Consider the following 26,581-nt stretch of genomic DNA (forward strand, 5'->3'; position numbering starts at 1 on the left):
GCAGCGATCGGTGGGGGGAGTCTTTGCGGCGCAGGCCAGCGCGGCGGCAGTTGAAAACGCCCCCCCACCGGCCTTCGGCCGCCTCCCCCACAGGGGGAGGTTCCTTGAGGCTTTCCCCGCCCTCATTCCCCGTCCCCCTCGTCCCCGCTGGTCGACCACTCGAACACCCGCGCCAGGTGGCCGTAGTCCCCGGCGTGGTCGTGCACGAACTGCGGCGCGGTGCGCGACAGGTAGGGGCGGTCGGGTTCGTCGTACTTGCGGATCAGCTCGACCAGGCCGTCGAAGGCCTTGCGGGCGGCCTCCTCGCTCTCCGGGCCGGCGGCGGCGCGCACCTGCTCCTCGCCGGCCGGGCGGCGGCCGGTGACGCGCACATAGGTCAGGTCGCCCGGCGCGCGCGCGCCGAGCTCGCCAAAGCCGCCGTTCTGCAGGATCGCCGCCGTCAGGGTCAGCTGCGGGGAGAAGCCGGTGTCGACCTGCTTCTGGCTGGGGGCCGCGCCGGTCTTGTAGTCGAGGATGTGGGCGGCCGCGCCGTCGCGCGTCGGCTCGATGCGGTCGGTCTTGGCCGTCAGGGTGAAGGGGCGGCCGTTCACCTGGAAGGTGATCTCGCCGGCCGCTTCCACGATGATCTTCTGCGCGCCCGCGCGGCGGCGGGCCTCCAGGTCCATCACCCACAGCGCGGCCTCGCGGGCCAGCGCCCGTTCCCGGGCCAGGGCCGAGGGCGGCATGCCGGCGGCCACCAGTTCGGCGATGTAGAGGCCCTCGAAGATCTCCGCGCCATTGGCCGGCAGGGCGTCGGGATAGGTCAGGGCGAACACCTCGAAGGCGGCGTGGATCGCCGTGCCGCGCGCCCGCGCCTCCACCGGCTCGTCGGGTCGGTCGAGGGGATAGAGCTTGAGGATGTCGCGCGCCCACACGCTGTAGGGGTCGCGGGTCAGGGCCTCGACGCGGGTGACGGCCATCCTGCGCGGCCGGTCCTCGACCGGCGGACAGGGGGCCGGGCGCTTGACCGGGGCGTAGGGGCCCGGCGCGTCCAGGGCGCGGGCCCAGTCCAGCACGTCGGTGCGCTCGGTCAGCGTCAGGCCCGCCCCGCGCGCCAGGGTCTTCATCCGCCACAGCCAGCGGCTCTCGACGGCCGGCGCGCCGCCCCGGCGCTGGCTGTGCACCAGGATGACGTCGGGCGCGCTGGCGGCCTGGGCGAAGTCGTGGGCGGTCAGGCCGATCTTGCGCTCGGGCGGCGGCAGGCCGAGCTTGGCGCGCATCGGCCGCGACAGGAACGGGTCGATCGGCGCGGCCTGGGGCCAGACGCCCTCCTCCAGCCCGGCCAGGATCAGCCGGTCGGCGCGCACGAGACGGGCCTCGATGGCGCCCAGCATGCGCAGTTGCGGATGGGTGGCGCCGCCGACGCGCAGGGTCTCCTCGTCGACCAGTCGTCCGAGCAGGTCGAGGAAGCCCAGCGGATTGGTCGGCGGCAGGGCCTGGCCGTCGTCGATCAGGGCCGAGATCAGCGCCGCCAGGGCCTCGCCGCCCGAGCCTGCCCACAGCGAAGACGGCTCGACCAGGCTCTCCAGCGCCTTGGCCAGCGCCTCGGCGGCCAGGTGCGGCGGCGCGACGGGACCGGCGGCGTAGGGCGCGCAGGCGATCTCGACGGCGGCATGGATGCGGCGAGCCAGGTCCACCGCCTCCGGGAAGGCGGCGATGCGGCGCTCCAGCGCGGCGGCGTCGACGGGCGCTGGCCCACGCAGGCCCTTCAGTTCCAGCGTGCGGGCGGCCTCGTCCGCCTTCAGCAGCGGGTGCTTGGCCACCGACAGCAGGCCGACGGGGTCCAGCGGCGCCAGCACCAGGCCTGCCAGCTTGCGGGCCAGCACGGCCGGGGCCGAGGCCGCCAGCGGCGCGCCGGCCGAGCTGTCGGGCACGACGCCCCAGCGGGCGAGATAAAGCCCCGCCCGGCGGGCCAACTGCTGGTCGGGGGTGACCAGGGCGGCGGTCTTGCCCGGCGTCTCCAGCGCCTCGCGCAGCAGAAGGGCGCAGGCCAGCGCCGCCTCCTCCTCGCCCGAGGCGTTGACCAGCGACAGGCCCGACAGGCCCTCGGCGATCGGATCGACCTTCTCGGACTCCGCGCGCAGCTTGGCGATCTGGGCCAGCCAGTCGGCTGTGGCCTCGGCCGGGCGCAGGGCCTCGTTGACCAGGCGGCGGCGCCAGCGCCCCCGGCTGTCGGCCTCGTTGCGCCAGCGGCGCACGACGCCGCGATCCACGCCCGCGCGGTGCAGCAGGCGGCGCATGGCGCCCTGCGGGTGCTGCTCGCCGACCTGGTCCCAGGCCTCGCCGGCCAGGTCCTCGTCCAGGCCCGGCAGCACCACGCAGCCCTGCGGCGCATTGGCGACCGCGATCAGCAGGTCGGCCGTGGCCGGCGCGGTGCCGGTCGAACCGGCGGCGACCAGCACGCCCGGCGGCGGATTGGCCGTCCACTGCTTGGCCAGCTCGCGCAGCAGCGCCACCCGGCGGGCGCTGACGTCCATCATCTGCAGATCGGAAAGGCGCTGGCGCCAGCCCTCGACCATGGCCCGGATGAACCGCGCCGAGACCTGCCAGTGGGCGGCCAGATCGCCGTCGGCCAAACCATCGAGGCGCTCGATGATCGGCACCTCCTCGATCTGGCAGCTGTCGAGCAGGTCGGAGACGGCTTTCGCCATCTCCAGGGCCTGGCCGGCGCTGGGCGGACTGTCGAGCAAGGAGGCGTTGTCGTGCACCAGGCGCGCCAACTCGAACCGCCGCCGGCGGCTGGAGACGGCGGGCGGCAGGTCCAGCGCCAGGTCGCCCGGCTCGAACGGCGGCTCGCCCTCGTCGAGGTCGCCCAGGGGGCGGATCTGCGGCAGCAGCACGGCCCGTCCGCCGTTCACGGCCAGGAAGGCGTCGGCCAGGGCGCGCGCCCCGCGCCGGGTGGGGGTCAGCAGGGTGGCGTGCGACAGGGCGTCGGGGCCCAGGTGCGACAGCCGCTCCACGAGGCCGGCGGCCACGTCGTCGACGAACGGCCGGTGGGCCGGGATCGAAAACCAGCCGGAGCCGGCCAGGCCGCTCATCCCCCGGCCAGCTTGGCTTCGGCCTCGTCGCGCGCGCCGGGATCGCCGACGTGCATCCAGAAGCCGTCCATCACCACCCCATGCACGCGGCCCAGCGGCGCCAGCTTGCGCCAGATCGTGGCCAGCGAGAACGCGCCGTCCGGGCCGTCGTCGACCAGGCCCGGCTTGCAGATGTGCACGCCCATATAGGCGAAGGGCGCGCTGGGCGCCTCGCCCCGGAAGGTCAGCGCCCCGTCGTCAGCCAGGAAGAAGTCGCCGGCCCCGTCGAAGCCCAGCGTGCGGTCCAGCCGCGCCAGCAGCAGGCAGACGTCCATGCGCTCCGGATCCCAGGCCTGGGCCAGGCTGTCGATCGCGGGGGCGCCGTCCTGCGTCCACACCGAGTCGATGTTGGCGACGAACACCGCGTCCTCGCCCAGCAGCGGCCGGGCCTTGCGCAGGCCGCCGCCGGTTTCCAGCAGCTCGCCGCGCTCGTCGGAGATGACGATGGCCGGGGCGCCCGTGCGGGCCTTCAGGTGGGCTTCCAGCCGGTCGGCGAAGGCGTGGACGTTGACCACCGCGGTCTCGACCCCGGCGTCGGCCAGGCGGTCGAGCATGTGGTCGATCAGGGTGCGGCCGGCGACCTCGACCAGCGCCTTGGGGCGGTCGTTGGTCAGGGGGCGCATGCGGGTGCCCAGGCCCGCGGCCAGCACCATGGCTTTCTTCGGAGAGGTCATGCTCGGACCTCCGCCGGGACGTGAGCGTCGAACCAGGCCTTCAGGCCCGAAAGCGCCGGATCGGCCAGGCAGCTGTCGAGATAGCGCCACAGGCGCGGCATGAAGCTTTCGTACTTCGGCTTGCCGTCGCGGGTGACCAGGCGGGCGAAGATGCCGAGGATGCGGGCGATGTTGAGCGCCCCCAGCGCGTGGTAGTCGGCCAGGAACTGCGTGCGGTCGAGGTCGGGCCGGGCGGCCAGGTAGCGGTCGAGGCCGCGCTGCTCGATTTTCGGCGAAACGTCGCGACGGGCGTCATGCAGCAGCATCGAGAAGTCCCAGGCCGGGTGGGCGACCACCGCGTCCTGGAAGTCGATCAGGCCGACGCGGGCCGGGCCTTCGCGATCGGGCAGCCACAGCAGGTTCTCGGCGTGATAGTCGCGGTGGCAGAACACGCAGGCGCCGGCCTCGGCCCGGGCGCGGATCGGCGTCCACAGCGCCTGCCACTCGGCCAGGGCGGCCGCGTCGAAGGTCACCGGCTTGAGCTTGGGCAGCCACTCGACGAACAGGTCCTGCGCCATCTGCAAGGCCAGGTCGTCATAGGTCAGCAGCGGCCAGGTCGAACCGCCCGCCTCCAGCACCGACGGGGGCCTGGCCGCGTGCAGGGCGACCAGGGCGTCGACGGCGGCGTCGTACATCAAAGGCTCGTCGCCGCCATTGGCGATCACGCTGGCGTAGAGATCATCGCCCAGGTCTTCCAGCACGGCCAGGCCCAGGGCCGGCTCGGCGGCCAGCACCTCGGGGGCCGAAAGGCCTTGGGCGCGCAGCCAGCCGGCCACGGCCACGAAGGCGTCCACCCGGCCGGCGGCCAGGCGATAGGCGGCGTTGAAGCCCAGGGCGCGGCGCTCGTCCGGCGTGGCGCCGGGCGGGCACGGCGCGGTCTCCAGGGCCGGCGGCTGGTCCATGAAGATGAAGGTCGCCTCGCCGCGATACAGGCGCTCGTACGACCGGGTCGAGGCGTCGCCGCCCAGCGGCTGGCGGCGGACGTCGCCATAGCCGTGACGGGCCAGGAAGTCGGCCTTCAGGGTCTCGCGGTCAGAGCTCAAGCTTGCGTTCCTTGAAGGCGCCGTACGGGGTGATGCGGACCAGGCGCGCCTCGCCGTCGGGCGCGTCCAGAACGGGCGAGATCTCTACATCGAGTCGGTGCGGCGGCAGACGGCCCTCCAGGCGCTGGGGCCACTCGATCAGGGCCGCGCCGTCCTCCAGCGCCTCGACGAGGCCGATCTCGTAGGCCTCGTCCGGGTCCTCCAGGCGATAGAGGTCGAAGTGGGCCAGCGGAAACTCGGCCGTCTCGTAGAACTGCACCAGGGTGAAGGTCGGGCTGGGCACCTCCTCGTCGGGCGAGGTCAGGGCGCGCACCAGCGCCCGGGCCAGGGTCGACTTGCCCGCGCCCAGCGGGCCGTAGAGACACAGGGCCGCGCCCGGAAACAGGATCGCGGCCAGCCGCGCGCCGAGCGCCTTGGTGGCCGCCTCGTCGGGCAGGTCGATTTCGAGGGAGGCGGCGCCCCCGGGCGCCTGTGGCGTAGACATCGCGCCAATCTAGAGTCCCCCACGCGGGCCTCAAGCGGCTTTCAGGAATTTTGCCGTCGCCGGGGCGCGCGGGGCGTCCTATCACCAGCAGAACAATCCCGAGAGGATCGGTCGAGATGAAGAACTGGAAGCTGTGGGCCGGCCTCGCCGCCGTGGTCGTGGTGATCGGCGCCGGCTGGTGGGCGTGGTGGAACTTCGAGCTGCGCTGGCGGCCCAAGACCATCACCCGGAACCAGGCCGAGATCGCCAAGATCCTGGAAGGCTCGGGCTGGGTGTCGCCGGGCCTCAAAGGGCCCAAGCTCTACATGATCAGCTTCCGCACCTGCCCCGACTGCGTCCGCTTCAAGAAGGAAGAGTACCCGCGCCTGCACAAGGCCGGGATCGACACCCGCCTGATCGAGATCGCCCGCGCCGACCGCAACGGCGTGCCCAAGTCGACGCCGGTCGAGCGCGCCACGGTCGCCGAGCTGTGGATCAACCGCTCGTGGGCGCTGTCGGAGAAGTGGGACGCCACCCCGGTCGACGCCTGGACGGCCCCGGGCCTCAAGCCCGCCGACGGCGACATCGCCCGCACCGCCGTGATCGAGGCCGGCCGCAAGTCGGTCGAGGACCTGGTTCCGCTGCTCAAGCAGAACGGCGTGAACTTCGCCTATCCGCTCCTGGTGTGGTGGACGCCCGACGGCCAGATGAAGGCCTGCGCCTGCGAGAAGCGCGAGACCTATCGCTTCGTGCGCAAGGACCTGGGGGCCTAGGCCCGCGGGTGGGCCTTGCCGTAGGCCGCCAGCAGGCCTTCGGCGTCCACCTGGGTGTAGCGCTGGGTTGTCGACAGCGAGGCGTGGCCCAGCAGGTCCTGGATCGAGCGCAGGTCGGCGCCCGCCCCCAGCAGGTGGGTGGCGAAGCTGTGGCGCAAGGCGTGGGGCGTGGCGCGGTCGGACAGGCCAAGCCGCCCCCGCAGCAGCTGCATCGACGCCTGCACGTGGCGCGGCGACAGCGGCCCGCCGCGCTTGGCGCGGAACAGCGGCTCGTTGGGGGCCAGCACGAAGGGCAAGGCGGCCAGATAGGCGTCGACCGCCGCCCGCACGGCGTCGAGCACCGGCACGATCCGGGTCTTGCCGCCCTTGCCGGTGATCCGCAGGGTCTCGGCCAGCGGGGCGTCGGCGCGGGTCAGCGACAGGCCCTCCGAAATCCGCAGGCCGCAGCCCCAGAGCAGGGTCAGCACCGCCTCGTCGCGGGCGGCCTCCCACGCTTCGCGGTCGGGATCGACGGCGATCTCGGCCAGCAGGCCCCGGGCCTGGTCCTCGGTGACCGGACGCGGCGCGCCGACCTTGATGCGCGGCCCCCGCACCAGGCCGATGGCGGCGTTGGGCGTCGACAGGCGCGCGTCGAGAAAGCGGTGGAAGGCCCGGATCGACGACAGGCTCTGGCTGACCGAACGCGGCGACAGCGGATGATCGCCCGAACGCCGGAAGGCCAGATAGGCCCTAAGGTCAGCGGCCGAGACAGCGCCAAGGTCGTTCAGCGACAGGCTTCCGCCGTTGTGGCCCTCGATGAAGTTCAGATAGGCCAGCACATTGTCGCCATAGGCCCGCACCGTGCGCTTCGAGGCGCGGCGCTCGTCGGCCAGGTGCGTCAGCCAGGCGGCCAGGGCTTCGCGTGCGCGCATCTAGATCCTCCCCCCCTGGGGGAGGTGTCGGCGAAGCCGACGGAGGGGGGAGTGGGGGCAGGGCTGGTCAGCCTCGCGGAAGCTGAGAACGCCCCCCCTCCGGCCCTCTGGGCCACCTCCCCCAGAGGGGGAGGATCTTGAGGTCAGGGAACCGGCCAACGTTCGGCCGTGCGCTCGACGACGCGGGCGAGGAACGCCACCAGGTCGGAGCCCATGTCGGGGGTGAAGGCTTCGGGATCGGTCGAGCCGAAGGCCAGGACGCCCTGGCGCGAGGGCTCCCACAGGGCCATGCGGACCAGCGCCATGCTGCGGATGGTGTCGAGCTTGTCGCCGAACAGGCCCAGCGCCGGAGCGAAGAAGCCCATGCGGGCGACGCCATGGTCGCCCATGATCATGTCGACCTGGCCGTCGACCAGGGCGTGCCAGCCGGCCGGCACCCGGGCGGGGCCTTCCAGGGCCACGGTGCCGGCGGCGAGGCTAAAGCGCAGGGCGGCCATTTCGTCGACCCGGCGGGCGAGGTCGGAATGGTTGCGGGCGTCGAGCAGGTCGATGACCGCGGCGTGCACCTGGGCCTGGGCCGACATGTTGGCCTCCGCGGTGGCCTCGATGGTCTTGCGCACCTGAGCCTCGCGTTCGCGAGCGGCGGCGGCGCGGGCGATGGCCACGTGGCCGAACTCGACGACGTTGCCGGTGTCGAGCTTCAGGCCCAGATCGGACAGCAGGTCGGTGTCCTCGCGCAGCACGTCGGGCTGTTCACGAAGAAAGTCGCGGACCAGATCGGGATCGATCTGAGGCTGGACCATCGCCTGGCTGGATTCGCTCATGACCCCTCGCAAAAACGATCGCCTGCACGCGTCAGGCGAGGCCGATGAAGCCCTGTTTCGGTTAACGCCGGCTTGATGACGACGCCTGCCGCCCCATCTCGACGCGGCGACGTTTCCGTTGCAGAAGGCGGGTCCCATGCCGCGCATCGCCTCCGTCCTGCTGCCCATGCCGCTGCCCGAGGCCTTCGACTATGCCGAGCCCGAGGGCCTGGAGCTGGTCGTCGGCGACCACGTGTCGGTGCCGCTGGGTCCGCGCACCGTGCGCGGCGTGGTCACCGCCCTGCGCGACGGCGTCGGCGGCAACCGTCGCCTCAAGCCCGTGCTCGCCCGCGTGGACGACCCGCGCCTGCCGGCCAACGTCATCACCTTCGTCGAGTGGGCCGCGCGCTACAGCGTCGACGTGCCCGGCTGGCCGCTGGCCATGGCCCTGCGCGGCCTGCGCCACCCGCCGGCCAAGCCCGAGAAAGCCGTCGCCCTGACCGGCGTGCAGCCCGCCCGCATGACGCCGGCCCGGCTGAAGGTGCTGGCGGCCGCGCAAGCCGGCCCGCTGAGCGCCGCCGAACTGGCCCGCCAGGCCGGGGTCTCGGCCGGGGTGGTCAAGGGCCTGATCGACGAGGGCGCGCTGGAGCCGGTCCTGGTGGCCGCCGACGACAGCGTCGCCCAGCCCGACCTTTCCCTGCCGCCCCAGACCCTGAACCCGAGTCAAAAGGCCGCAGCCGACGAGATGGCCGACATGCTGGCGGCCGGCGGCTTCCAGGCCGCGCTGCTGGACGGCGTCACCGGCTCGGGCAAGACCGAGGTCTATCTCGAGGTCGCCGCCGCGGCCCTGGAGGCCGACCCGGCCGCCCAGGTGCTGGTGCTGCTGCCCGAGATCGCGCTGACCCAGGCCGTCATGGGCCGCTTCGAACAGCGCTTCGGAGCCGCCCCGATCGAGTGGCATTCCGGCGTCTCGCCGCCGCGCCGCCGCCGCGCCTGGGAGGCGGTGGCCGACGGCCGCGCCCGCATCGTGGTCGGCGCCCGCTCGGCGCTGTTCCTGCCGTTTACGAACCTCAAGCTGATCGTCGTCGACGAAGAGCACGACGGCTCGTTCAAGCAGGAAGAGGGCTTCATCTACCAGGCCCGCGACCTGGCGGTGGCCAGGGCCAAGATCGAGGGCGCGCTGGTGGTGCTGGCCAGCGCCACGCCGTCGCTGGAAAGCCTGTGGAACGCCCACCAGGGCCGTTATCGCTGGCTGCGCCTGGGCGCGCGCCACGGCGCGGCCCAGTTGCCCGACGTGCATCTGATCGACATGCGGGCCACCCCGCCCGAGCCCGGCCGCTGGCTGTCGCCAACGCTCGTGAAGGCCGTCTCCCTGACCCTGCAGAAGGGCGAGCAATCCCTGCTCTTCCTCAATCGCCGGGGCTATGCGCCGCTGGTGCTGTGCCGGGCCTGCGGCGAGAAGCTGAAGTCGCCCGACAGCGACAGCTGGCTGGTCGAGCACCGCTACACCGGGCGCCTGGTCTGCCACCTGACCGGCTTTTCGATGAAGAAGCCCGAGGCCTGCCCGCACTGCGGGGCCAAGGACAGCCTGGTCTCGATCGGCCCCGGCGTGGAGCGGGTCGAGGAAGAGGCCCGCTACCTGTTCCCCGACGCCCGCATCGCGGTGTTCTCGTCGGACACGGTGTTCGATCCGGCCGGCGCGCGGGCGCTGGTGGACTCGATGGCGGCGGGCGAGATCGACATCCTTGTCGCCACCCAGGCCGCCGCCAAGGGCCACAACTTCCCCAACCTGACCTTGGTGGGCGTCATCGACGCCGACCTCTCCCTGCGCGGCGGGGATCTGCGGGCCGGCGAGCGGACCTTCCAGCTGCTGGCCCAGGCGACGGGCCGCGCCGGCCGTCACGAAAAGCCCGGCCGCGCCTACCTGCAGACCTATTCGCCCGAGCACGCCGTGCTGCAGGCCCTCAAGGCCCAGGACCGCGACGCCTTCGTCGAGGCCGAGATGGCCATGCGCGAGGAGGCCGGCCTTCCGCCGTTCGGACGCCTGGCCGCGGTGATCGCCTCGGGCCCCGACGCCGAGGCGCTGGAGGCCTATGTCCAGGCCCTGGCCGCCGCCACGCCCAACGCCGAGGGGGTGGAGGTCTACGGCCCGGCCGACGCGCCGCTGGGCCTGGTGCGCGGGCGCCGCCGCAAGCGCTTCCTGGTGCGGGCCGGCCGCAATGTCGACTTGCCGGGCTTCATGGCCGCCTGGCGCGCGCGGGCCAAGGTTCCCAACTCGGTGCGCGTGACGATCGACATCGATCCGTACTCTTTCCTGTAGGCCCCTCCCCCGCGCCATGGGCGAGGAATGCCCCTGGCGCTTTTCTTTTACATGTGTAATCTCAGCCTCGAACGAGGAGGAGACACCGTGTCCAAGACCGCGCGCCTCGCGGGCGTCAGCCTGCTGTCATTCCTGACCGCCCTTCCCGCCGGCGCGATCACGCCGGCGCCCCAGGCCCAGGACGGTTCGCCCACCGCCGCGGCCTGCGCCGCCCTCGGCTATCCCGCTGTCGGCGAGGTCCAGACCTCGGGCCTGCAGCGGCGTTCAGGCGTCCAGGCCCGCCCGGCCATCGCCCCGCCGCCCTCGGTCACCCCGCCGCCGCCCCTGCCGATCCCGCCGGTCAAGGAACGCGCGCAGCGCAGCGCCGCCGACACGGCCGTCCTGGCCTACGCCCCGCCGCCCCCGGCCATGATCCGCTCGCCGTCGTCGCTGCCCATGCCCGCCCCGGCGCCGCGCGACACCGAGCGCTATCCCAGCGCCGTCGCCAACCCGATCAAGCGCACCGCCGACGAGCCGGTCTCGACCTTCTCGATCGACGTCGACACCGCCGCCTACGCCAATGTCCGCCGCTTCCTCGACGACGGCCTGCCCGTGCCGCGCGAAGCCGTGCGGGTCGAGGAGATGATCAACTACTTCGACTACGGCTATGCCCGCCCGGCCTCAGCCGAGACGCCGTTCCGGGCCAGCGTCGCGGTCGTGCCCTCGCCGTGGTCGTCGCAGCGCAAGCTCGTGCACATCGGCCTGCAGGGCTACGAGCGGCCCCGCGCCGACCAGCCGCCGCTGAATCTCGTCTTCCTGGTCGACACCTCCGGCTCGATGTGGAGCCAGGATCGCCTGCCGCTGGCCAAGAAGGCGCTGAACGTGCTGGTCGACCAGCTGCGCCCGCAGGACCGGGTGGCCATCGTCGCCTATGCCGGCTCGGCCGGCGCGGTGCTGGCGCCCACTGACGGCCGCTCCAAGCTGAAGATGCGCTGCGCGCTGGAAGCCCTGCGCTCGGGCGGGTCGACCGCCGGCGGCCAGGGGCTGGAACTGGCCTACGCCCTGGCCCGCCAGAACTTCGACAAGGCGGCCGTCAACCGCGTGATCCTGATGACCGACGGCGACTTCAACGTCGGGGTCGCCGATCCCTCGCGCCTCAAGGACGTGGTCGCCGACCAGCGCAAGAGCGGCGTCTACCTGTCGGTCTACGGCTTCGGGCGCGGCAACTACAACGACCTGATGATGCAGACCCTGGCCCAGAACGGCAACGGCACGGCGGCTTATGTCGACAGCCTGCGCGAGGCCCGCAAGCTGCTGCGCGACGACTTCGCCAGCAACCTCTTCCCGATCGCCGACGACGTGAAGATCCAGGTCGAGTTCAATCCGCGCGAGGTCTCCGAGTACCGCCTCATCGGCTACGAGACCCGCCTCCTGAACCGCGAGGACTTCAACAACGACCAGGTCGACGCCGGCGAGGTGGGGTCGGGCGCCTCGGTCACCGCGCTCTACGAGATCACCCCGGCGGGCGCGACGCCCTCGTCCGATCCGCTGCGCTACGGTGACGATAAACCCGCCCCGGCGACCGGCAAGGCGGGCGAGCTGGCCTATCTGAAGGTGCGCTACAAGCCGCCGGGCGGCAGCGCCTCCAGGCTGATCGAACGCCCGATCGGCCCGGCCGACGCCTATGCCCGCCTCGGCGCCGCCCCGGAGGCCACCCGCCTGGCCGTCGCGGTCGCCGCCTACGGCCAGAAGCTGCGCGGCGATCCCTGGCTCGACCCGTCGTTCGACTGGCCCGCCGTCACCGCCCTGGCCCAGGGCGCCCGCGGCGAAGACCCCTACGGCCTGCGGGCGGAGTTCGTGCAGCTGACCCGCGCGGCGGCGGGCGTGAAGGGGGATTAGATCCCTCTCCCCTTGCGGGAGAGGGTGGCCCCGCGGAGCGGGGTCGGGTGAGGGGTCGCACTTACAGAAACGCCGCGACGGCTGGTCAGCTGTCGCGGCGTCTTGCGTCTGAGAAACCCCTCACCCGTCATCCTTCGGATGACACCTTCTCCCGCAAGGGGAGAAGGACGAGGGATTACTTCTTCACCCAGCCGCCGCCGAGCGGCTTCCAGTACTGGCCGGCCGACAGGCGGGCGTAGAGCTGCTTGGCGGTGGCCTGGCCGGCGGCGTCGGCGGTGACGCCCGTCTTGGCGGCGGTGTCCTTGTAGACGGCCGCGCGGCCGGTGTTGATCTCGGCCACGGCGGCGCGCAGGTCGGCGTCGCCGCCCGACACGATGCCCAGGAAGCCGTCGGCCTGCTCGCCGACCGTGCCGGCGGCCTTGGCGGAGTCCACGGCGGCCTTGGCGGCGGCCGACTGGGCCATCACGGGGGCGGCGGCGACCGCGCCCAGGGCGGCGGCGATGGCCAAAACCGTCATCGTCTTGCGGATCATGGCGGTTCTCCTTGCTTAGAACAGGTTCGGGTTCTGCTGGATCAGCGTCTGGACTTCCTTGTCCAGCCGCACCCGCACGTCGGCGTCCAGCTTGGCGTAGATGTTGATCGGGTCGACCTTGACGCGGACGGTCGGGGTGCAGGCCGCAAGGCCTCCCGCCGCCAGCAGGGTCGCGATCAGGACGCGCTTGTGCATGGCTTTGTCTCCAATTCGGGCTTCAGGGTCGTCGTTCACGGCTGAACCGGTGCTGAACGGCGTGTTTCTTCTGTCTCTTCGGCGAAGCGACGGCCCCAGGCGGCCAGAAGCTCGTCGAAATTGAGCGAGGTGTCGAGCGTCAGGTCCACCGGCGTCTTGGCCGGCAGCGGGATCCGCCGCTGGAAGGCCTTGCCGCGGATCAGCTCCAGAATGCCCACCCGGGCCTTCTCGGCGACCTTCGGGTCGTGCTCGCCCTTGATGTGGAACAGCATGCCCAGGCGCCCGTTCGGCGTCGAGCTGACGCCCGCCTCCAGGGTGTCGAACGACAGGTTCTCCATGGCCTGGTAGGCGAAGTCCTGGATGGCGTTGACCGGCGCGTCGGCGGCCGGCTGGTTGTTGGGATTGCCTGGGCTGTCGCTCTCACCCTGGTTGGCCTCGACGCCGGTCAGGGCCTCGCGGGCGATCGAGATGCGGCCGGGCTTGATGGCCGACAGCTTGCCGTCCAGCAGCTTGAAGCCCTTGTCGCTGAACTGGAATGGCAGGCGGCCCGAGACCACCGCGTCCAGCTTGACCTTCTCGGCCAGGGTCGAGCCGGCGGTCAGCTCGCCCAGGTCCAGGCCGTCGATGACGATGACGCCGCTGATCGGGCCGCCGTTCAGCGGCACGTCGACGGGCTCGATCGAGATCTTGCCCTTGGCCGCCGTCAGGCTGGCCTCGCTGACCTTCAGCGAGGTGGCGCCCAGGGTGAACACCGCGCCCACGGCCTCCAGCGGCACGATGGAGTCGATGCGGGTGATCTTCAGGCTCTGGTCGGGGACGCTGGTCAGCGGCGCCAGGCTGTCGAACTTCACGTCGCCGGCCAGGGTGGCTACGAAACCCAGCGGGCTGGCGCGGAAGTCCAGGCCCTGGGTCGAGACCTCGCCGCTGCTGGTCACGCCCTTGTCTGTCCAGTCGAAGCGGCCCTTGAAGCTGGCCTTGCCCTCGGCCTCGCTGGCGAAGGCGGCCATCGGGCTGACCGCCACTGGCTGCAGGCCCGCCTCCTTGGTGAAGACGATGTTGGAGGCGTCGATCAGCGCCGAGCCGCGCCCGCTCTCCACCCCGTGGCGGATGTCGATCCGGCCCAAGGCGAAGCCGCTGGCGGTGCCGACGTCGACGCCGCCGCTCCACACGCCCGAGGCCAGGTTGAGCTTTCCCGTCGCCTTCACCGGCTCGAAGCGCTTGGCCGAGGCCGCGTCGATCAGGCGGCCTTCGGTCAGGCGCACCTCGGCGCGGTCGAAGCCCTGCCCGCCGCCGACGAAGGTCCCGGCCACGCCTTCTGCTTTCGCTTCGGCCGCCGTGATCGTTCCGCGTCCATTGGCGAAGCGGGCCTGGGCCTCCCAGCGGCCATTGGCCACCCGCACCAGCGGCGCGGCCACCGGGCAGACGTCCAGCGCGATGTCCTGGATCGGCCGCTCGCCGGCCTCGCCCGCCTCGATGGCGGCCACCTTGACCGGCGTGCAACCGGCCAGCCGGAAGTCGAACACGCCGTTGGCGGCCCGGGCCTGGCCCTTGATCGCCGCGCTGATCCCCTGCGCCGGCGGCACGTCCAGCGTTCCGGCCAGGGCCACGGGCGAGGAGAAGCCGCCGGCGTCGGCCCGCCAGTCGCTGGCGCTGAGGGTCAGTTCGGGCAGGCCGCCGCCGCCCAGCGCCAGGGTCGCCGCCCCGCGCGAGACGCCATTGACGCTCTCCATCAGCCGCCCGCCGCCGAGGGTCAGGGTCGCCTTGGCGCCGCTGGCCGAGGCCAGGGTCACCGGCTTGCCGGCGAAGGCGGCCACGCGGCCCTCGCCGATCTCCAGCCGCAGGTCGTCGGCGTCGAGCGAGAACTCGGCCAACGCCTTGCGGGCCGCGGCGGCGTATTCGGGACTGGGCAGGCCGGCGGTCAGGCGCTCGGCGTCGGGGGCGGCCACCGCCCCGTCGGCCCCGGCCCGCCCGGCCAGGGTCAGGCTCAGGGTCTGCCCCGCCTGGAACCGGCCCTTGGCGTCCAGCACCAGGGCTGACAGCCCCAGGCCGTCGCGCGCCGCCCGGCCGACGCCCGCGGCCACCTGGATTGGGCCCGACACGCTCATCGGCCGGCCCTTGGGCGCGCTGAACACGAAGGTCTTGGACTTGATGTCGATCGCCGTGCGGGTCAGGGCCGCGCCGCCGGCCACCGCCCGTTCGGCCGTGCCGCGCAGCCTAGCCGGCCCCAGCACCCGCGCGCYGGCCTTGTCGAAGTCCACCCGCAGGGCGTCGCTGTCGAGCTCGGCGGTGAAGCTGCGGGCCTCGACGCCCGGCGCCACCAGCCGCCCGGCCCGCGCCTGGCCCGACAGCCGCGCGGCCGCCCCGCCCTGGGTGAAGTTGCCGGCCACCAGGCCCGCCAGGGTCAGGCGGGTCTCGACGTCCTCGAGGCTGGTCTCGCCGGCCCTCAGGCCCTGGGCCTTGATCGACAGCTTGACGTCAGCTGGCCCCGTGGCCGCCAGCCGCTTGAGGTCGGGATAGGCCACGTCGGCCTCGACCCGGGCGTCGGCGCCCTCCAGGTCCATCTGCGCCGCGTCCAGGGCGTCGACCTGGGCGCGGGCGTCCACCGACAGCCGGTCGCCGCGCTTGCGGGCCCTCAGCACCGCGCCGCGCAGCTCGACCTGCAGGTCGTCGCTGGCGTAGCGCATGGCCGCGATCGCCGCGTCCAGCCGCAGCAGCTGGCCGTCGTCGAGGCTGGCGTCGCCGGTCAGGCGGGCCACGCCTCCCGGGGTCCGCAGGGTGACGCGGGCGTCCTCGACCAGCACCGCCGGCCCGCCCTCCTTGGCCTCGCCGGGCGACTTCAGCGCCTCGTCGATCAGCGGCTGCAGCTTGCCGAAGGTCAGGCTCGTACCGTCATAGCTGGCCTGCAGGCGGGGGCTGGTGATGCGCACGGCCCGGGTGTCGATGGCGAACGGACCGCCCGACCACGGGGCCTGCAGGTCGTAGGCCACCTCGATGCGCTTGGCCGAGAAATAGGGATCGTTCTTGGGGCCCAGCCGGATCGAGCCGGCGAAGCCCGAGGCGTCCAGGCTCTCGACCGAGATCAGGCCCTCGATGCCGCGCTCGGCCAGCCACGCTTCGGCCAGCGCCTGGCTGATCTCGCGCCGGCCGGCATAGGCCGACATGCCCAGCGCGATGAACGCCATCATGGCGAAGGACGCCGCCTCCAGCCCGGCGTCGGCCAGCGCCGCCTTGCTCAGGCGCGGGCCCCGCTTGGGCTTGGCGGGTTTCTTGACGGAATCGGGGTCGGCGTGCGGCTCGGCCATCGGCCGCACCATGCCGCAACCCGTGGCGTTTGTGAGGCCCCGGTACGAGAAAAGTCAGGAAAGCGACGGTTTGGAAATATTGCGGAGGGGGCGCCCCTTCCCCGTTTCCCGTCATTCCCGCCCTTGTGGCGGGAAACCCTCCATCAGCCGCAAGGGCGGAAGGGGCGACGCGCCCAGCGCGCCGCTGGCGCTTCACGTGCGAGCGGAACCAGGGGTTCCCGCCACAAGGGCGGGAATGACGTGAGGCTTTGAAGGCCTCAAACCGCCTTGAACCCCAGCACCTGCTGCATGTCGTAGATCCCCGGCGCCTGGCCTTGCGCCCACACCGCCGCCGCCACCGCGCCGCGCGCGAACAGACCCCGGTCGATGGCCGAGTGGGCGATGGTCAGGCTTTCGCTCTCGCCGGCGAAGATCACGCTGTGCTCGCCGATGATGCCGCCGCCGCGCACCACCGAAAAGCCGATCGAGCCTTCCTTGCGCGGGCCGGTGACGCCGTCGCGGGCGCGGTCCTCGACCTCGGAAAGCACCACGCCGCGCCCGTCGGCGGCGGCCTGGCCCAGCATCAGGGCCGTGCCCGAGGGCGCGTCGATCTTGCGCTTGTGGTGGGCCTCGAAGACCTCGATGTCCCAGTCGCTGGCCGGCAGGGCCGCGGCGGCCTGGCGCACCAGGCCCATCAGCATGTTGACGCCCAGCGAGAAGTTGCCCGAGCGCACGATCGTGACCTTTTCGGCGGCCTTGGCCAGGCGCGCGTCCTGCTCGGCCGTGAAGCCGGTCGAGCCGATGACCAGGGCGATGCCGCCGCCGGCCGCGGCGATGGTCTCGGCCAGGGCCACCGAGGCCTCGGGGATGGTGAAGTCGATGATCGCCTGCGCGTCGGCCAGCGCGCTCTCCAGCGCCACCAGCCCCTCGCCTTCCGCCCCCGGACGGTCGAAGCGGGCCACGGCGACCGCGTCGGCGCGGCCTTCCAGCGTGGCGGCCACGGCCTTGCCCATGCGGCCCAGGGCTCCGGCGACGGCGATCCGAACGGGGGACGAGGACATGGGATTTTCTCCGGCAAGCAAGCCCGCGCCTCGTCGCCCACCCCCTCTCCGGGGTCAACGGATTTATCCGGCGAGCTTCCGTAGCGGGAGCGACGACGAACCCGCAAACCTTTGCCCAACAAGCGTTTGTACCGGTACCATTTGATATTGTCAGGTTGTAGCCGCCCATGCCCGTCGCTAGGCTGGTCCGTGCATAAGGACGCGTCGCATCGTTCGGCGGGTCCATTTCAACTGGCTACGCAGGACAGGAAACGCCGCCATGAGCGACGCGGAACGCAAGACCTTCACCGACGCGGAGGCCCTGGCCTTCCACCGCTATCCCCAGCCGGGAAAGCTGGCGGTCACCCCCACCAAGCCGATGGCGACCCAGCGCGACCTTTCGCTGGCCTATTCGCCCGGCGTGGCCGTGCCGGTGCACGCCATCGCCGCCGATCCCGACGCCGCCTACGACTACACCTCCAAGGGCAACCTGGTGGCGGTGATCTCCAACGGCACGGCGATCCTGGGCCTGGGCGACCTGGGGGCGCTGGCCTCCAAGCCGGTGATGGAAGGCAAGAGCGTCCTCTTCAAGCGCTTCGCCGACGTCGACAGCATCGACATCGAGGTCACGACGAAGGACGCCGACGAGATCATCACCGTCGTCAAGAACATCGGCGTCACCTTCGGCGGCATCAACCTGGAAGACATCAAGAGCCCCGAGTGCTTCCGCATCGAGACCGAGCTGCAGGAGCTGCTCGACATCCCGGTGTTCCACGACGACCAGCACGGCACCGCCATCATCTGCGCCGCCGGCCTGATCAACGCCTGCCACATCACCGGCAAGAACCTGTCCGACATCAAGGTGGTGCTGAACGGCCCCGGCGCGGCCGGCATCGCCTCGATGGACCTGATCAAGGCCATGGGCGTGCGCCCCGAGAACGTCATCGCCTGCGACAGCAAGGGCGTGCTCTATCGCGGCCGCACCGACGGCATGAACCAGTGGAAGAGCGCCCACGCGGTCGACACCGACAAGCGCACGCTGGCTGAAGCCGTCGCCGGCGCCGACGTCCTGCTCGGCCTCTCGGCCAAGGGGGCCTTCACGCCCGAGATGATCGCCAGCATGGCGCCCAATCCCGTGATCTTCGCCATGGCCAACCCGGACCCTGAGATCACCCCGGAGGAAGTCCATCGCGTGCGCAAGGACGCGATCATGGGCACCGGCCGCAGCGACTATCCCAACCAGGTCAACAACGTCCTGGGCTTCCCCTACATCTTCCGCGGCGCCCTCGACGTGCGCGCCCGCCGCGTGAACCACGAGATGAAGATCGCCTGCGCCCAGGCGCTGGCGATGCTGGCCCGCGAGGACGTGCCCGACGAGGTGGCCGCCGCCTATCACGGCCGCCAGCTGAAGTTCGGCCCCGACTACATCATCCCCTCGGCCTTCGACCCGCGGCTGATCTGGTACGTGCCGCCGTTCGTCGCCCAGGCGGCGATGGACACCGGGGTGGCCCGTCGGCCGATCGCCGACATGGACGCCTACCGCCAGAGCCTGGCCCAGCGCCTCGACCCCACCGCCGGCTTCCTGCAGAAGATCGCTGGCTCGGTGCTGGCCAAGCCCAAGCGCATCGTCTTCGCCGAGGGCGAGGAGCCGTCCGTCATCCGCGCCGCCTACGCCTTCCAGACGGGCGGCTACGGCAAGGCCATCCTCTGCGGCCGCGAGAACCTGGTGCACGAGAACATGAAGCTCGTGGGCCTGGATCCGGAGACCGCGGGCCTGGAGATCCACAACGCGAGGCTTTCCGACCGCAACCCCGACTATGTCGACGCCCTCTACGCCCGGCTCCAGCGCCAGGGCTTCCTCAAGCGCGACGTCCAGCGCCTGATCAACCAGGACCGCAACAGCTTCGCCGCCTCGATGGTGACGATGGGCGAGGCCGACGGCATGGTCACCGGCGTCACCCGCAGCTTCGACCAGGCGCTGGACGAGGTGCTGCGCGTCGTCGACCCCGCGCCCGGCGGCCGGATCATGGGCATGTCCGTCGTGCTCGCGAAGGGCCGCACCATCTTCGTGGCCGACACCAACGTCACCGAGCTGCCCGACGCCGACGAGCTGGTCGAGATCGCCTGCGAGGCCGCCTCGGCCGTCACGCGCCTGGGCTTCAAGCCGCGCGTGGCCTTCATGAGCTACTCCACCTTCGGCAACCCGATGGGCGAGCGCTCCGACAAGGTGCGCCAGGCCGTCGCCACGCTGGACGAGATGGGCGTCGAGTTCGAATACGAGGGCGAAATGCCGCCCGAACTGGCCCTCGACCCCGAAAAGCGCCTCGCCTACCCGTTCATGCGCCTGACCGACAGCGCCAACATCCTGATCATGCCGGCCATCCACGCCGCCTCGATCTCGACCAAGCTCGTCCAGTCGCTGGGCGGCGCCACGGTGATCGGCCCGGTGCTGCTGGGCCTCTCCAAGTCGGTGCAGATCTGCCCGCTCGGCGCCTCGGTGTCGAAGATCCTCAACATGGCGATGATGGCCGCCTACGACCAGCCGGTGGAGGCGGGGGAGTAGGGAGCGGGACCCAAACCCTCTCCCAAAGGGAGAGGGAGCCCAATGCGGAGCGTTGGGAGGGTTAGGGGTTACTGTGTCTGACGGCGTGCCGGCACGCCGTCGATCGTCCCTAACCCCTCATCCGACCTGCTTCGCAGGCCACCTTCTCCCTCCAGGGAGAAGGATCAAAGAGACCCGGCTACCCCCATAGCCGCAGACGCGAGAATTGCCCCTTTCACCTCATGCGCGAACGGGGCCATGATATCGCTCCCGTCGCTCGCTCCCCTCGGAGACCGCCCGGACCGATGATCGATACGGTCTCGCCCAGCCTGACCACGGCGCTGAAGCATGCGCCGATGGGGATCGCCATCTTCGACCGGTCGATGCGCTATCTGGCCCACTCGGCCCAGTACCTGACCGACCAGGGCCTGCCCGCCGACATGCCGCTGCTGGGGCGGGTGCACTACGAGGTGTTCCACGAGATCCCGCAGTACTGGCGCGACCTGCACGCCCGGGTGCTGAACGAGGGCGTCGAGCTGCGCGAGGACGCCGGCGACCGCTATGTCGACCGCACCGGCCGGATCGAGTGGATCCGCTGGTCGATGGCCCCCTGGCGCACCGAGGACGGGGCGATCGGGGGCCTGGTGCTCTATACCGAGGTGGCCACCGCCGCCGTCGAGGCGCGCCTGCGGCTGGAGGCGGCCGAGGCCCGCTACAAGGCGCTGTTCGAGCAGGCGGCCATGGGCGTGGCGCGGATCTCGCCGACCGGCGCGTTCCTCGAGGTCAACGACCGCTTCTGCGCCATCACCCGCCACGACCGCGCCCACCTGCTGGCCGGCAACGCCGCCGAACTGATCGAGCCCGAAGACCTGCCCGGCGCGCAGGGTCAGACGCGCTCGCTGCTGGCCGGGCGCACCGACACCTACGCCGCCGAGCGCCGCCTGCGGGCCGGCGACGGCGCGCGGCTGTGGATCCGGCTGAACGTCTCGCGCGTGCAGCCCAGCGGCCAGGCGCCCTATCTGGTGGCGATCATCGCCGACATCACCGCCCGCAAGGCGGTCGAGGCCGAGCAGGAACGCCACCAGGGCCAGCTGCGCCTGCTGATCAACGAGCTGAACCACCGCGTGAAGAACACCCTGGCCACCGTCCAGTCGATGGCCGCCCAGACCCTGCGCAACGAGCCCGACCCGGTCACCGCCTTCGAGAAGTTCGAGTCGCGCCTTCTGGGCCTGTCGCTGGCCCACGACGTGCTGACCCGCGAAAGCTGGCACGGGGCGGACCTGTGCGAGGTGGCCCAGCGGGCGCTGGCGCCGTTCGCCGCCGCCGCGGGCCGGGTGCGGGTCGAGGGTCCGCCCTGCTTCCTGCCGCCCGGCGGGGCCCTGACCATGTCGCTGATCTTCCACGAGCTGGCGACCAACGCCCTGAAGTACGGGGCGCTGTCGAACCTCGACGGGTCGGTGGCGGTGGAATGGGCCTTCGATCCGGTCACCCGCGCCCTGTCGCTGACCTGGACCGAGACCGGCGGGCCGAGCGTCGAGGCCAGCCCCACCCGGCGCGGCTTCGGCTCGCGGCTGATCGAGCGCAGCCTGCGCGGCGAACTGCGCGGCCAGGCGCGCATGGACTGGCGGCCCGAGGGCCTGGTCTGCCGGCTGGAGGCCGTGGCGCCCGCGCCCACCCCGCCCTCGCCCGAGCTCGGCGTCGTCGCCAGCCTGGACGAACGGCGCTAAGAGCGCGGCCGGGCCGGCACGCGCCAACCAGGAATTTTGGAGTCTCTATCTATGCAGCTGTCCGACCAGATCGTCCTCGTCACCGGCGCCGGCCGGGGCCTGGGAGCCGAGATCGCCCGCGCCTTTTCCCGCCACGGCGCCCGCGTCGTCGTCAACTACCGCGCCAGCAAGGACGCCGCCCAGGCCCTGGCCGCCGAGCTGGGCGGCCCCGAGCGCGCCATCGCCGTCCAGGCCGACGTCGCCGACCGCGCCGCCGTCGAGGCCATGCTGGCCGCCGCCAAGGCCGCCTTCGGCTCGCCCGTGACCACCGTGGTCAACAACGCCCTCGACTACAGCTTCAACGGCGAAGCCCGCGCGCATCTGGCCAACATCGCCTGGGAGGACTTCGAAAAGCAGAACACGACGGTGCTGAAGGGCGCGCTGAACGTCATCCAGGCCGCCGCCCCCGACATGGCCGAAGCCGGCTTCGGCCGCGTGATCAACGTCGGCACCAACCTCTTCCAGAACCCGGTCGTGCCCTATCACGACTACACCGCCGTCAAGGCCGCCCTGCTGTCGCTGACCCGCACGGCCTGCGGCGACCTGGGCCCCGCCGGCATCACCGTCAACATGGTCTCGGGCGGCCTCCTGCGCGTCACCGGCGCCAGCGCCGCCACGCCCGAGCCGGTCTTCGACCTGATCGCCGGCATGACCCCGCTGCGCTCGGTCACCACGCCGGCCGAGTTCGCCGACGCGGTGCTGTTCTTCGCCAGCCCCTGGAGCCGCGCGGTCACCGGCCAGAACCTGGTGGTCGACGGCGGCCTGGTGCGGGACTGATCTGAACTTTTCAGCCCGTCATTCCCGCCCCTGTGGCGGGGATCCCTCTTTTAGCCGCAAGGGCGATTGCGGCGGATCGCCAGCGATCCGCTGGCGCCTCATGTGCGAGCGGACACAGGGGTTCCCGCCACAAGGGCGGGAATGACGGGAGAAGAGGCAAGGGGAGAAGGATTTCTGGGTGCGACGCCCTGCCCTCTTGAGCGACTCAGGCCTTGGGCGGACGGTTTTTCGGTGACGCTTAACCGTTGTCGAAAGGTCGCTCTCGATGACTTCCCGCGCGTTCGAACTGCAGATGCTGGGCTACGGCCTGACCACGGCCAACATCTGCTACCACCTGCCCGACCACCCGCACCTGCTGCAGCTCTATGTCTGGCAGGAGTACGACCTGGCCCCGAAGTTCCCCACCCTGAAGGGCTTCCTCGACTTCTGGAGCCGCGAGCTCGACGGGGTGCTGCACTCGGTGCAGGTGGCCCACGACCGGCTGATCGGTCCGACCGAGTGGAAGGCGGTCAACGGGGTCTTCACCCTGCAGTGAGGCCCGGCGGGGGTTGCGCGGCGGGCTTACGCACCGTAACTCCCCCCGATGACCACCAAGGCCAAGATCTGCGGGCTCTCGACGCCGGAGACGGTGAAGACCGCCTTCGACGGCGGCGCGGCCTATCTGGGCTTCGTCTTCTTCGCCAAGAGCCCCMGCAACGTCGAGCCCGAAGCCGCCCAGCGGCTCGTGGAGCCCCTAAAGAGTGATTTTGGGCGCGGACGCGGCGTGCAGACCGTGGCCGTAACCGTCGATCCCGACGACGCCTTGATCGACCGGCTGATGGCCACCATGCGCCCCGACCTCATCCAGGTGCACGGCAAGGAGACACCCAGCCGCGTGCGCGAGATCGCGGCCCGCAGCGGCGTCGGCGTCATCAAGGCCTTCTCGGTCTCCAGTTCCGCCGACGTCGACCAGGCCAGGGCCTACGAGACCGTCGCCGAGCAGTTTCTTTTCGACGCCCGGCCGGTGGAAGGATCCGCCCTGCCCGGCGGCACCGGCGCAAGGTTCGACTGGAGCCTGCTGGAAGGCCGGCGATTTTCTCGCCCGCATTTCCTCGCGGGCGGTCTCGATCCGTGGAACGTGGGCGCCGCCGTGGCCGCCTCCGGCGCCCCGCTGGTGGACGTTTCCTCTGGCGTGGAACGCGGTCCGGGCCTAAAGGACCCGGCTCTGATCACGGCGTTTCTAGACGCCGTCAAACGCGCCTGACCTAACTGGAAACGCCCGTGAACGCTCCTGCCCAAGCTTCTGATCGGCCCAATGACTGGTCCGCCTATCCCGACGCCAAGGGGCGCTTCGGCGAGTTCGGCGGCCTGTACGTGGCCGAAACCCTGATGCCGCTCGTGCTGGAGCTGGACAAGGCCTATCAGGAAGCCAAGAACGACCCGGCCTTCCAGGCCGAACTGCGCGGCTACCTGACCCACTATGTCGGCCGACCCAGCCCGCTCTATTTCGCCGAGCGCCTGACCCGCCATTTCGGCGGCGCCAAGATCTACTTCAAGCGCGAAGAGCTGAACCACACCGGCGCGCACAAGATCAACAACTGCATGGGCCAGATCCTGCTGGCCCAGCGCATGGGCAAGACCCGGATCATCGCCGAGACCGGCGCCGGCCAGCACGGCGTGGCGAGCGCGACCGTGTCGGCGCGCTTCGGCCTGCCCTGCATCGTCTACATGGGCGCCGTCGACGTCGCCCGGCAGAAGCCCAACGTCTTCCGCATGAACCTCCTGGGCGCCGAAGTGCGTCCGGTGACCTCGGGGGCCGCGACCCTCAAGGACGCCATGAACGAGGCCATGCGCGACTGGGTCACCAACGTCGAAGACACCTACTACCTGATCGGCACCGCCGCCGGCCCGCACCCCTATCCGGCCATGGTCCGGGATTTCCAGGCGGTGATCGGGAACGAGACCCGCGAGCAGATCCAGGAACTGGAAGGCCGTTTGCCTGACGCCGTCGTCGCCTGCGTCGGGGGCGGCAGCAACGCCATCGGCATGTTCCACCCGTTCCTCGGCGACGAGAGCGTGAAGATCTACGGCGTGGAAGCCTCTGGCCACGGCCTGGACACCGACAAGCACGCCGCCTCGCTGACCGGCGGGCGTCCGGGCGTGCTGCACGGCAACCGCACCTATCTGCTGCAGGACGACGACGGCCAGATCCTCGACGCCCACTCGATCAGCGCCGGCCTCGACTATCCGGGCATCGGTCCGGAGCACTCGTTCCTGCACGACATCGGCCGGGCCCAGTACCTGACCTGCACCGACGACGAGGCGCTGAAGGCCTTCCAGCTGTGCGCCGAGCTCGAGGGCATCATCCCCGCGCTGGAAAGCGCCCACGCGCTCGCCAAGCTGCCGCAGCTGGCCAAGGAGATCGGCGAGGGCGGCGTGATCGTCATGTGCCTGTCGGGCCGTGGCGACAAGGACATCTTCACCGTGGCCGACGCGCTCGGCCGCTCGATCTAACTGATGCAAGAAACCACCCGGAACTGGCTCGTCTGCATCGGCCTCGCGCTGCTCCTCGGGGGTGGCGCGCTGGGCTTTGCGATGCACAAGGGCTGGATCAGTTTCGAAGCCGAGATCAGCACCTGGCCATGACCAAAGACCGCATCGATCGCCGCTTCGCGGCGCTGAAGGCAGAGAACCGCGCCGGCTTCGTCGCCTATGTGATGGCCGGCGATCCCGACGCCGCGACCGCCCTTGAGATCCTGAAAGGCCTGCCGGCCGCCGGCGCCGACCTGATCGAGCTGGGCTTCCCGTTCTCGGACCCGATGGCCGAGGGCCCGACCATCCAGCGCGCCAGCCAGCGCGCCCTGGCCGGCAAGATGACCCTGAACGGCACGCTGGAGCTGGCCCGCGCCTTCCGCGAAGGCGACCAGGACACCCCGCTGATCCTGATGGGCTACCTGAACCCGCTGGTGAACAAGGGCTTCGACGTCTTCGCCAAGGCCGCGGCGCAAGCCGGCGTCGACGGCCTGATCGTCGTCGACTGCCCGCCGGAAGAAGCCGATCCGCTGAGCGACGCGCTGGAGGCCGAAGGCATCTCGCTGATTCGCCTGGCCTCGCCGACGACCGACGAAAAGCGCCTTCCGGCCGTCGTGCGCCGCACCTCGGGCTTCGTCTACTACGTGTCGGTGGCCGGCGTGACCGGCGTCAAGGAAGCCGACGCCGACGCCGTTGCGCCCGCCGTCGAGCGCCTGCGCGCGGCCGCGCAACTGCCTGTGGCGGTTGGCTTTGGCATCCGCACGCCCGAGCGCGCCGCCGAGGTGGCCCGCGTCGCCGACGCCGCCGTCGTGGGCTCGGCGCTGGTGGATGAAATTGAATCAGCGGGCAAGCTGAACGAAAACGTGACCCAAAAGGTTCTTTCCAAGGCGTCGGAGCTGGCTAAGGCTGTGCGATCCGCGCGACAAGAGACGGTGTGAGGCTGTAAGGCTATGGCGATGGCTGAACCCCAAGGCCCCAAGAAGGGCGACAAGACCAAGAGCTCGACCGACCGCCGAGGCGGCTGGCTGTCGCGTATCGCCCCCGGCGTGCGCGGGGCCTTCGCCAAGCGCGAGACGCCCGAGAACCTCTGGGTCAAGTGCCCCGACACGGGCGAGATGATCTACCGCTCCGACCTGGAGGCGGCCCTGTGGGTCACCCCGGCCGGACGCCACATGCGCATCGGTCCCGAGGCGCGCTTCAAGTTCACCTTCGACGAGGGCCAGTACGAGGCCCTGCCGACCCCGTCGGTGGTCGAGGACCCGCTGAAGTTCTCGGACGGCAAGCCCTACAAGGATCGCCTGGCCGCGGCTCGCAAGAGCACCGGCGAACAGGACGCCATGGCCATCGGCTACGGCAAGATCGCCGGCGTCGACGCCGTCGTCCTGGTCCAGGACTTCGCCTTCATGGGCGGTTCGCTCGGCATGGCCGCCGGTGAAGGCTTCATCGCCGCCGCCAAGGCCGCCCTGCAGCGTCAGGTTCCGCTGGTCGCCTTCACCGCCGCCGGCGGCGCGCGCATGCAGGAAGGCGCCCTGTCGCTGATGCAGATGGCCCGCACCACCCTGGCCATCAACGAACTGAACGACGCGGCCCTGCCCTATGTCGTGGTCCTCACCGACCCGACCACCGGCGGCGTCACCGCCTCCTACGCCATGCTGGGCGATGTGCACCTGGCCGAGCCGGGCGCCCTGATCGGCTTTGCCGGTCCGCGCGTCATCGAGCAGACCATCCGCGAGACCCTGCCGCCGGGCTTCCAGCGCTCGGAATACCTCGTCGAAAAGGGCATGGTCGACCGCGTCACCGCCCGCAAGGACCTGCCGTCCACCCTCGGCTCGATCCTCGGCACCCTGATGCTGGGCCGTCGCAAGGCGGCTTGAACGAACTGATGCTCCCCCTCTGGGGGAGCTGTCGCGAAGCGAC

22 protein-coding genes and 1 pseudogene are annotated in these 26,581 nt (G+C 71.4%); 13 read left to right on the plus strand and 10 right to left on the minus strand.

What is annotated here, in order from left to right:
- Positions 1-122 precede the first annotated feature (122 nt).
- The 4 genes from addB to tsaE are packed head-to-tail and all read right to left on the minus strand — an operon-like array spanning position 123 to position 5,356.
- Positions 123-3,077 carry a double-strand break repair protein AddB gene (gene addB, locus AC1DCG_RS12770; protein ID WP_477029315.1) on the minus strand — a complete coding sequence of 985 codons (2,955 nt, stop codon included), beginning with the start codon at positions 3,075-3,077 and terminating at the stop codon, positions 123-125.
- Positions 3,074-3,790, minus strand: a complete 717-nt coding sequence (murU, locus tag AC1DCG_RS12775) for an N-acetylmuramate alpha-1-phosphate uridylyltransferase MurU (protein WP_477029314.1) — start codon at positions 3,788-3,790, stop codon at positions 3,074-3,076. The genes addB and murU overlap by 4 nt, the downstream gene beginning before the upstream one ends.
- The gene (gene amgK, locus AC1DCG_RS12780; protein ID WP_477029313.1) at positions 3,787-4,872 is read right to left on the minus strand and encodes an N-acetylmuramate/N-acetylglucosamine kinase AmgK; all 1,086 of its coding nucleotides are present in this window, start codon (positions 4,870-4,872) and stop codon (positions 3,787-3,789) included. The genes murU and amgK overlap by 4 nt, the downstream gene beginning before the upstream one ends.
- On the minus strand, positions 4,862-5,356 hold the full coding sequence (tsaE, locus tag AC1DCG_RS12785) for a tRNA (adenosine(37)-N6)-threonylcarbamoyltransferase complex ATPase subunit type 1 TsaE (protein ID WP_477029312.1): 495 nt from the start codon (positions 5,354-5,356) through the stop codon (positions 4,862-4,864). Before tsaE ends, amgK begins: the two co-directional genes overlap by 11 nt.
- Positions 5,357-5,472: 116 nt before the next feature.
- Here tsaE and AC1DCG_RS12790 point away from each other — a divergent pair, with 116 nt between their 5' ends.
- Entirely contained in the window at positions 5,473-6,108 is a 636-nt protein-coding gene (locus AC1DCG_RS12790) for a hypothetical protein (protein WP_477029311.1), read from the plus strand.
- Here the strand turns inward: AC1DCG_RS12790 and AC1DCG_RS12795 are convergent.
- Together AC1DCG_RS12795 and AC1DCG_RS12800 are read right to left on the minus strand one after the other, a co-directional pair.
- Entirely contained in the window at positions 6,105-7,019 is a 915-nt protein-coding gene (locus tag AC1DCG_RS12795) for a tyrosine recombinase XerC (RefSeq protein WP_477029310.1), read from the minus strand. The genes AC1DCG_RS12790 and AC1DCG_RS12795 overlap by 4 nt on opposite strands.
- Positions 7,020-7,162: 143 nt before the next feature.
- A complete protein-coding gene (locus AC1DCG_RS12800) occupies positions 7,163-7,843 on the minus strand; it encodes a DUF484 family protein (protein ID WP_477029309.1) in 681 nt (226 codons plus the stop codon).
- Positions 7,844-7,979: 136 nt separating this feature from the next.
- Here AC1DCG_RS12800 and AC1DCG_RS12805 point away from each other — a divergent pair, with 136 nt between their 5' ends.
- Both AC1DCG_RS12805 and AC1DCG_RS12810 read left to right on the plus strand, forming a co-directional pair.
- Complete coding sequence (locus AC1DCG_RS12805) at positions 7,980-10,142, plus strand: primosomal protein N' (protein ID WP_477029308.1); 2,163 nt, start codon at positions 7,980-7,982, stop codon at positions 10,140-10,142.
- Between the two features lie 87 nt (positions 10,143-10,229).
- Positions 10,230-12,020, plus strand: a complete 1,791-nt coding sequence (locus tag AC1DCG_RS12810) for a vWA domain-containing protein (protein WP_477029307.1) — start codon at positions 10,230-10,232, stop codon at positions 12,018-12,020.
- Between the two features lie 175 nt (positions 12,021-12,195).
- Here the strand turns inward: AC1DCG_RS12810 and AC1DCG_RS12815 are convergent, their stop codons facing one another.
- Genes AC1DCG_RS12815 through AC1DCG_RS12825 form a run of 3 tightly spaced genes read right to left on the minus strand, consistent with a single transcriptional unit; the run spans position 12,196 to position 16,061 of the window.
- Complete coding sequence (locus AC1DCG_RS12815) at positions 12,196-12,552, minus strand: YdbL family probable chaperone protein (protein ID WP_058349384.1); 357 nt, start codon at positions 12,550-12,552, stop codon at positions 12,196-12,198.
- Positions 12,553-12,567: 15 nt separating this feature from the next.
- Positions 12,568-12,747: a YnbE family lipoprotein gene (locus AC1DCG_RS12820; protein WP_058349385.1), complete on the minus strand. Its 180-nt coding sequence runs from the start codon at positions 12,745-12,747 to the stop codon at positions 12,568-12,570.
- Positions 12,748-12,782: 35 nt separating this feature from the next.
- Positions 12,783-16,061: an intermembrane phospholipid transport protein YdbH family protein gene (locus tag AC1DCG_RS12825; RefSeq protein WP_477041511.1), complete on the minus strand. Its 3,279-nt coding sequence runs from the start codon at positions 16,059-16,061 to the stop codon at positions 12,783-12,785.
- Between the two features lie 88 nt (positions 16,062-16,149).
- Here AC1DCG_RS12825 and AC1DCG_RS12830 point away from each other — a divergent pair.
- Positions 16,150-16,288, plus strand: a pseudogene (locus AC1DCG_RS12830) (hypothetical protein); the annotation flags it as partial.
- Between the two features lie 18 nt (positions 16,289-16,306).
- Here the strand turns inward: AC1DCG_RS12830 and dapB are convergent.
- Positions 16,307-17,089: a 4-hydroxy-tetrahydrodipicolinate reductase gene (gene dapB, locus AC1DCG_RS12835; RefSeq protein ID WP_477029305.1), complete on the minus strand. Its 783-nt coding sequence runs from the start codon at positions 17,087-17,089 to the stop codon at positions 16,307-16,309.
- Between the two features lie 259 nt (positions 17,090-17,348).
- Between dapB and AC1DCG_RS12840 the strand changes: the two genes are divergently transcribed.
- The 9 genes from AC1DCG_RS12840 (at position 17,349) to AC1DCG_RS12880 (ending at position 26,538) form a co-directional block, all read left to right on the plus strand.
- On the plus strand, positions 17,349-19,631 hold the full coding sequence (locus tag AC1DCG_RS12840) for an NADP-dependent malic enzyme (protein WP_477029304.1): 2,283 nt from the start codon (positions 17,349-17,351) through the stop codon (positions 19,629-19,631).
- 284 nt (positions 19,632-19,915) lie between these two features.
- Complete coding sequence (locus tag AC1DCG_RS12845) at positions 19,916-21,337, plus strand: sensor histidine kinase (protein WP_477037189.1); 1,422 nt, start codon at positions 19,916-19,918, stop codon at positions 21,335-21,337.
- A gap of 51 nt (positions 21,338-21,388) precedes the next feature.
- Positions 21,389-22,153 (plus strand): 3-oxoacyl-ACP reductase, encoded by a 765-nt coding sequence (locus AC1DCG_RS12850; RefSeq protein ID WP_477029302.1) that lies wholly within the window; start codon positions 21,389-21,391, stop codon positions 22,151-22,153.
- A 265-nt stretch (positions 22,154-22,418) separates the two neighbouring features.
- Complete coding sequence (locus AC1DCG_RS12855) at positions 22,419-22,688, plus strand: usg protein (RefSeq protein ID WP_477029301.1); 270 nt, start codon at positions 22,419-22,421, stop codon at positions 22,686-22,688.
- Between the two features lie 48 nt (positions 22,689-22,736).
- Entirely contained in the window at positions 22,737-23,396 is a 660-nt protein-coding gene (locus tag AC1DCG_RS12860; protein WP_477041512.1) for a phosphoribosylanthranilate isomerase, read from the plus strand.
- A gap of 17 nt (positions 23,397-23,413) precedes the next feature.
- Positions 23,414-24,646 (plus strand): tryptophan synthase subunit beta, encoded by a 1,233-nt coding sequence (trpB, locus tag AC1DCG_RS12865; protein WP_477029299.1) that lies wholly within the window; start codon positions 23,414-23,416, stop codon positions 24,644-24,646.
- 3 nt (positions 24,647-24,649) lie between these two features.
- Positions 24,650-24,778: a hypothetical protein gene (locus AC1DCG_RS12870; protein WP_276611604.1), complete on the plus strand. Its 129-nt coding sequence runs from the start codon at positions 24,650-24,652 to the stop codon at positions 24,776-24,778.
- Positions 24,775-25,602 carry a tryptophan synthase subunit alpha gene (trpA, locus tag AC1DCG_RS12875; protein WP_477029298.1) on the plus strand — a complete coding sequence of 276 codons (828 nt, stop codon included), beginning with the start codon at positions 24,775-24,777 and terminating at the stop codon, positions 25,600-25,602. Before AC1DCG_RS12870 ends, trpA begins: the two co-directional genes overlap by 4 nt.
- A 12-nt stretch (positions 25,603-25,614) precedes the next feature.
- Complete coding sequence (locus AC1DCG_RS12880; RefSeq protein WP_165261157.1) at positions 25,615-26,538, plus strand: acetyl-CoA carboxylase carboxyltransferase subunit beta; 924 nt, start codon at positions 25,615-25,617, stop codon at positions 26,536-26,538.
- Positions 26,539-26,581 lie beyond the last annotated feature (43 nt).

It is taken from the genome of Caulobacter sp. 10L414 (assembly GCF_056395525.1).

Bases quoted from the DNA above. Each gene is read 5' to 3' on its own strand.
- addB (WP_477029315.1), bottom strand. From the start codon at position 3,077: ATGAGCGGCCTGGCCGGCTCCGGCTGGTTTTCGATCCCGGCCCACCGG.
- murU (WP_477029314.1), bottom strand. From the start codon at position 3,790: ATGACCTCTCCGAAGAAAGCCATGGTGCTGGCCGCGGGCCTGGGCACC.
- tsaE (WP_477029312.1), bottom strand. From the start codon at position 5,356: ATGTCTACGCCACAGGCGCCCGGGGGCGCCGCCTCCCTCGAAATCGAC.
- AC1DCG_RS12790 (WP_477029311.1), top strand. From the start codon at position 5,473: ATGAAGAACTGGAAGCTGTGGGCCGGCCTCGCCGCCGTGGTCGTGGTG.
- AC1DCG_RS12795 (WP_477029310.1), bottom strand. From the start codon at position 7,019: ATGCGCGCACGCGAAGCCCTGGCCGCCTGGCTGACGCACCTGGCCGAC.
- AC1DCG_RS12800 (WP_477029309.1), bottom strand. From the start codon at position 7,843: ATGAGCGAATCCAGCCAGGCGATGGTCCAGCCTCAGATCGATCCCGAT.
- AC1DCG_RS12805 (WP_477029308.1), top strand. From the start codon at position 7,980: ATGCCGCGCATCGCCTCCGTCCTGCTGCCCATGCCGCTGCCCGAGGCC.
- AC1DCG_RS12815 (WP_058349384.1), bottom strand. From the start codon at position 12,552: ATGATCCGCAAGACGATGACGGTTTTGGCCATCGCCGCCGCCCTGGGC.
- AC1DCG_RS12820 (WP_058349385.1), bottom strand. From the start codon at position 12,747: ATGCACAAGCGCGTCCTGATCGCGACCCTGCTGGCGGCGGGAGGCCTT.
- dapB (WP_477029305.1), bottom strand. From the start codon at position 17,089: ATGTCCTCGTCCCCCGTTCGGATCGCCGTCGCCGGAGCCCTGGGCCGC.
- AC1DCG_RS12840 (WP_477029304.1), top strand. From the start codon at position 17,349: ATGAGCGACGCGGAACGCAAGACCTTCACCGACGCGGAGGCCCTGGCC.
- AC1DCG_RS12845 (WP_477037189.1), top strand. From the start codon at position 19,916: ATGATCGATACGGTCTCGCCCAGCCTGACCACGGCGCTGAAGCATGCG.
- AC1DCG_RS12850 (WP_477029302.1), top strand. From the start codon at position 21,389: ATGCAGCTGTCCGACCAGATCGTCCTCGTCACCGGCGCCGGCCGGGGC.
- AC1DCG_RS12855 (WP_477029301.1), top strand. From the start codon at position 22,419: ATGACTTCCCGCGCGTTCGAACTGCAGATGCTGGGCTACGGCCTGACC.
- AC1DCG_RS12870 (WP_276611604.1), top strand. From the start codon at position 24,650: ATGCAAGAAACCACCCGGAACTGGCTCGTCTGCATCGGCCTCGCGCTG.
- trpA (WP_477029298.1), top strand. From the start codon at position 24,775: ATGACCAAAGACCGCATCGATCGCCGCTTCGCGGCGCTGAAGGCAGAG.
- AC1DCG_RS12880 (WP_165261157.1), top strand. From the start codon at position 25,615: ATGGCGATGGCTGAACCCCAAGGCCCCAAGAAGGGCGACAAGACCAAG.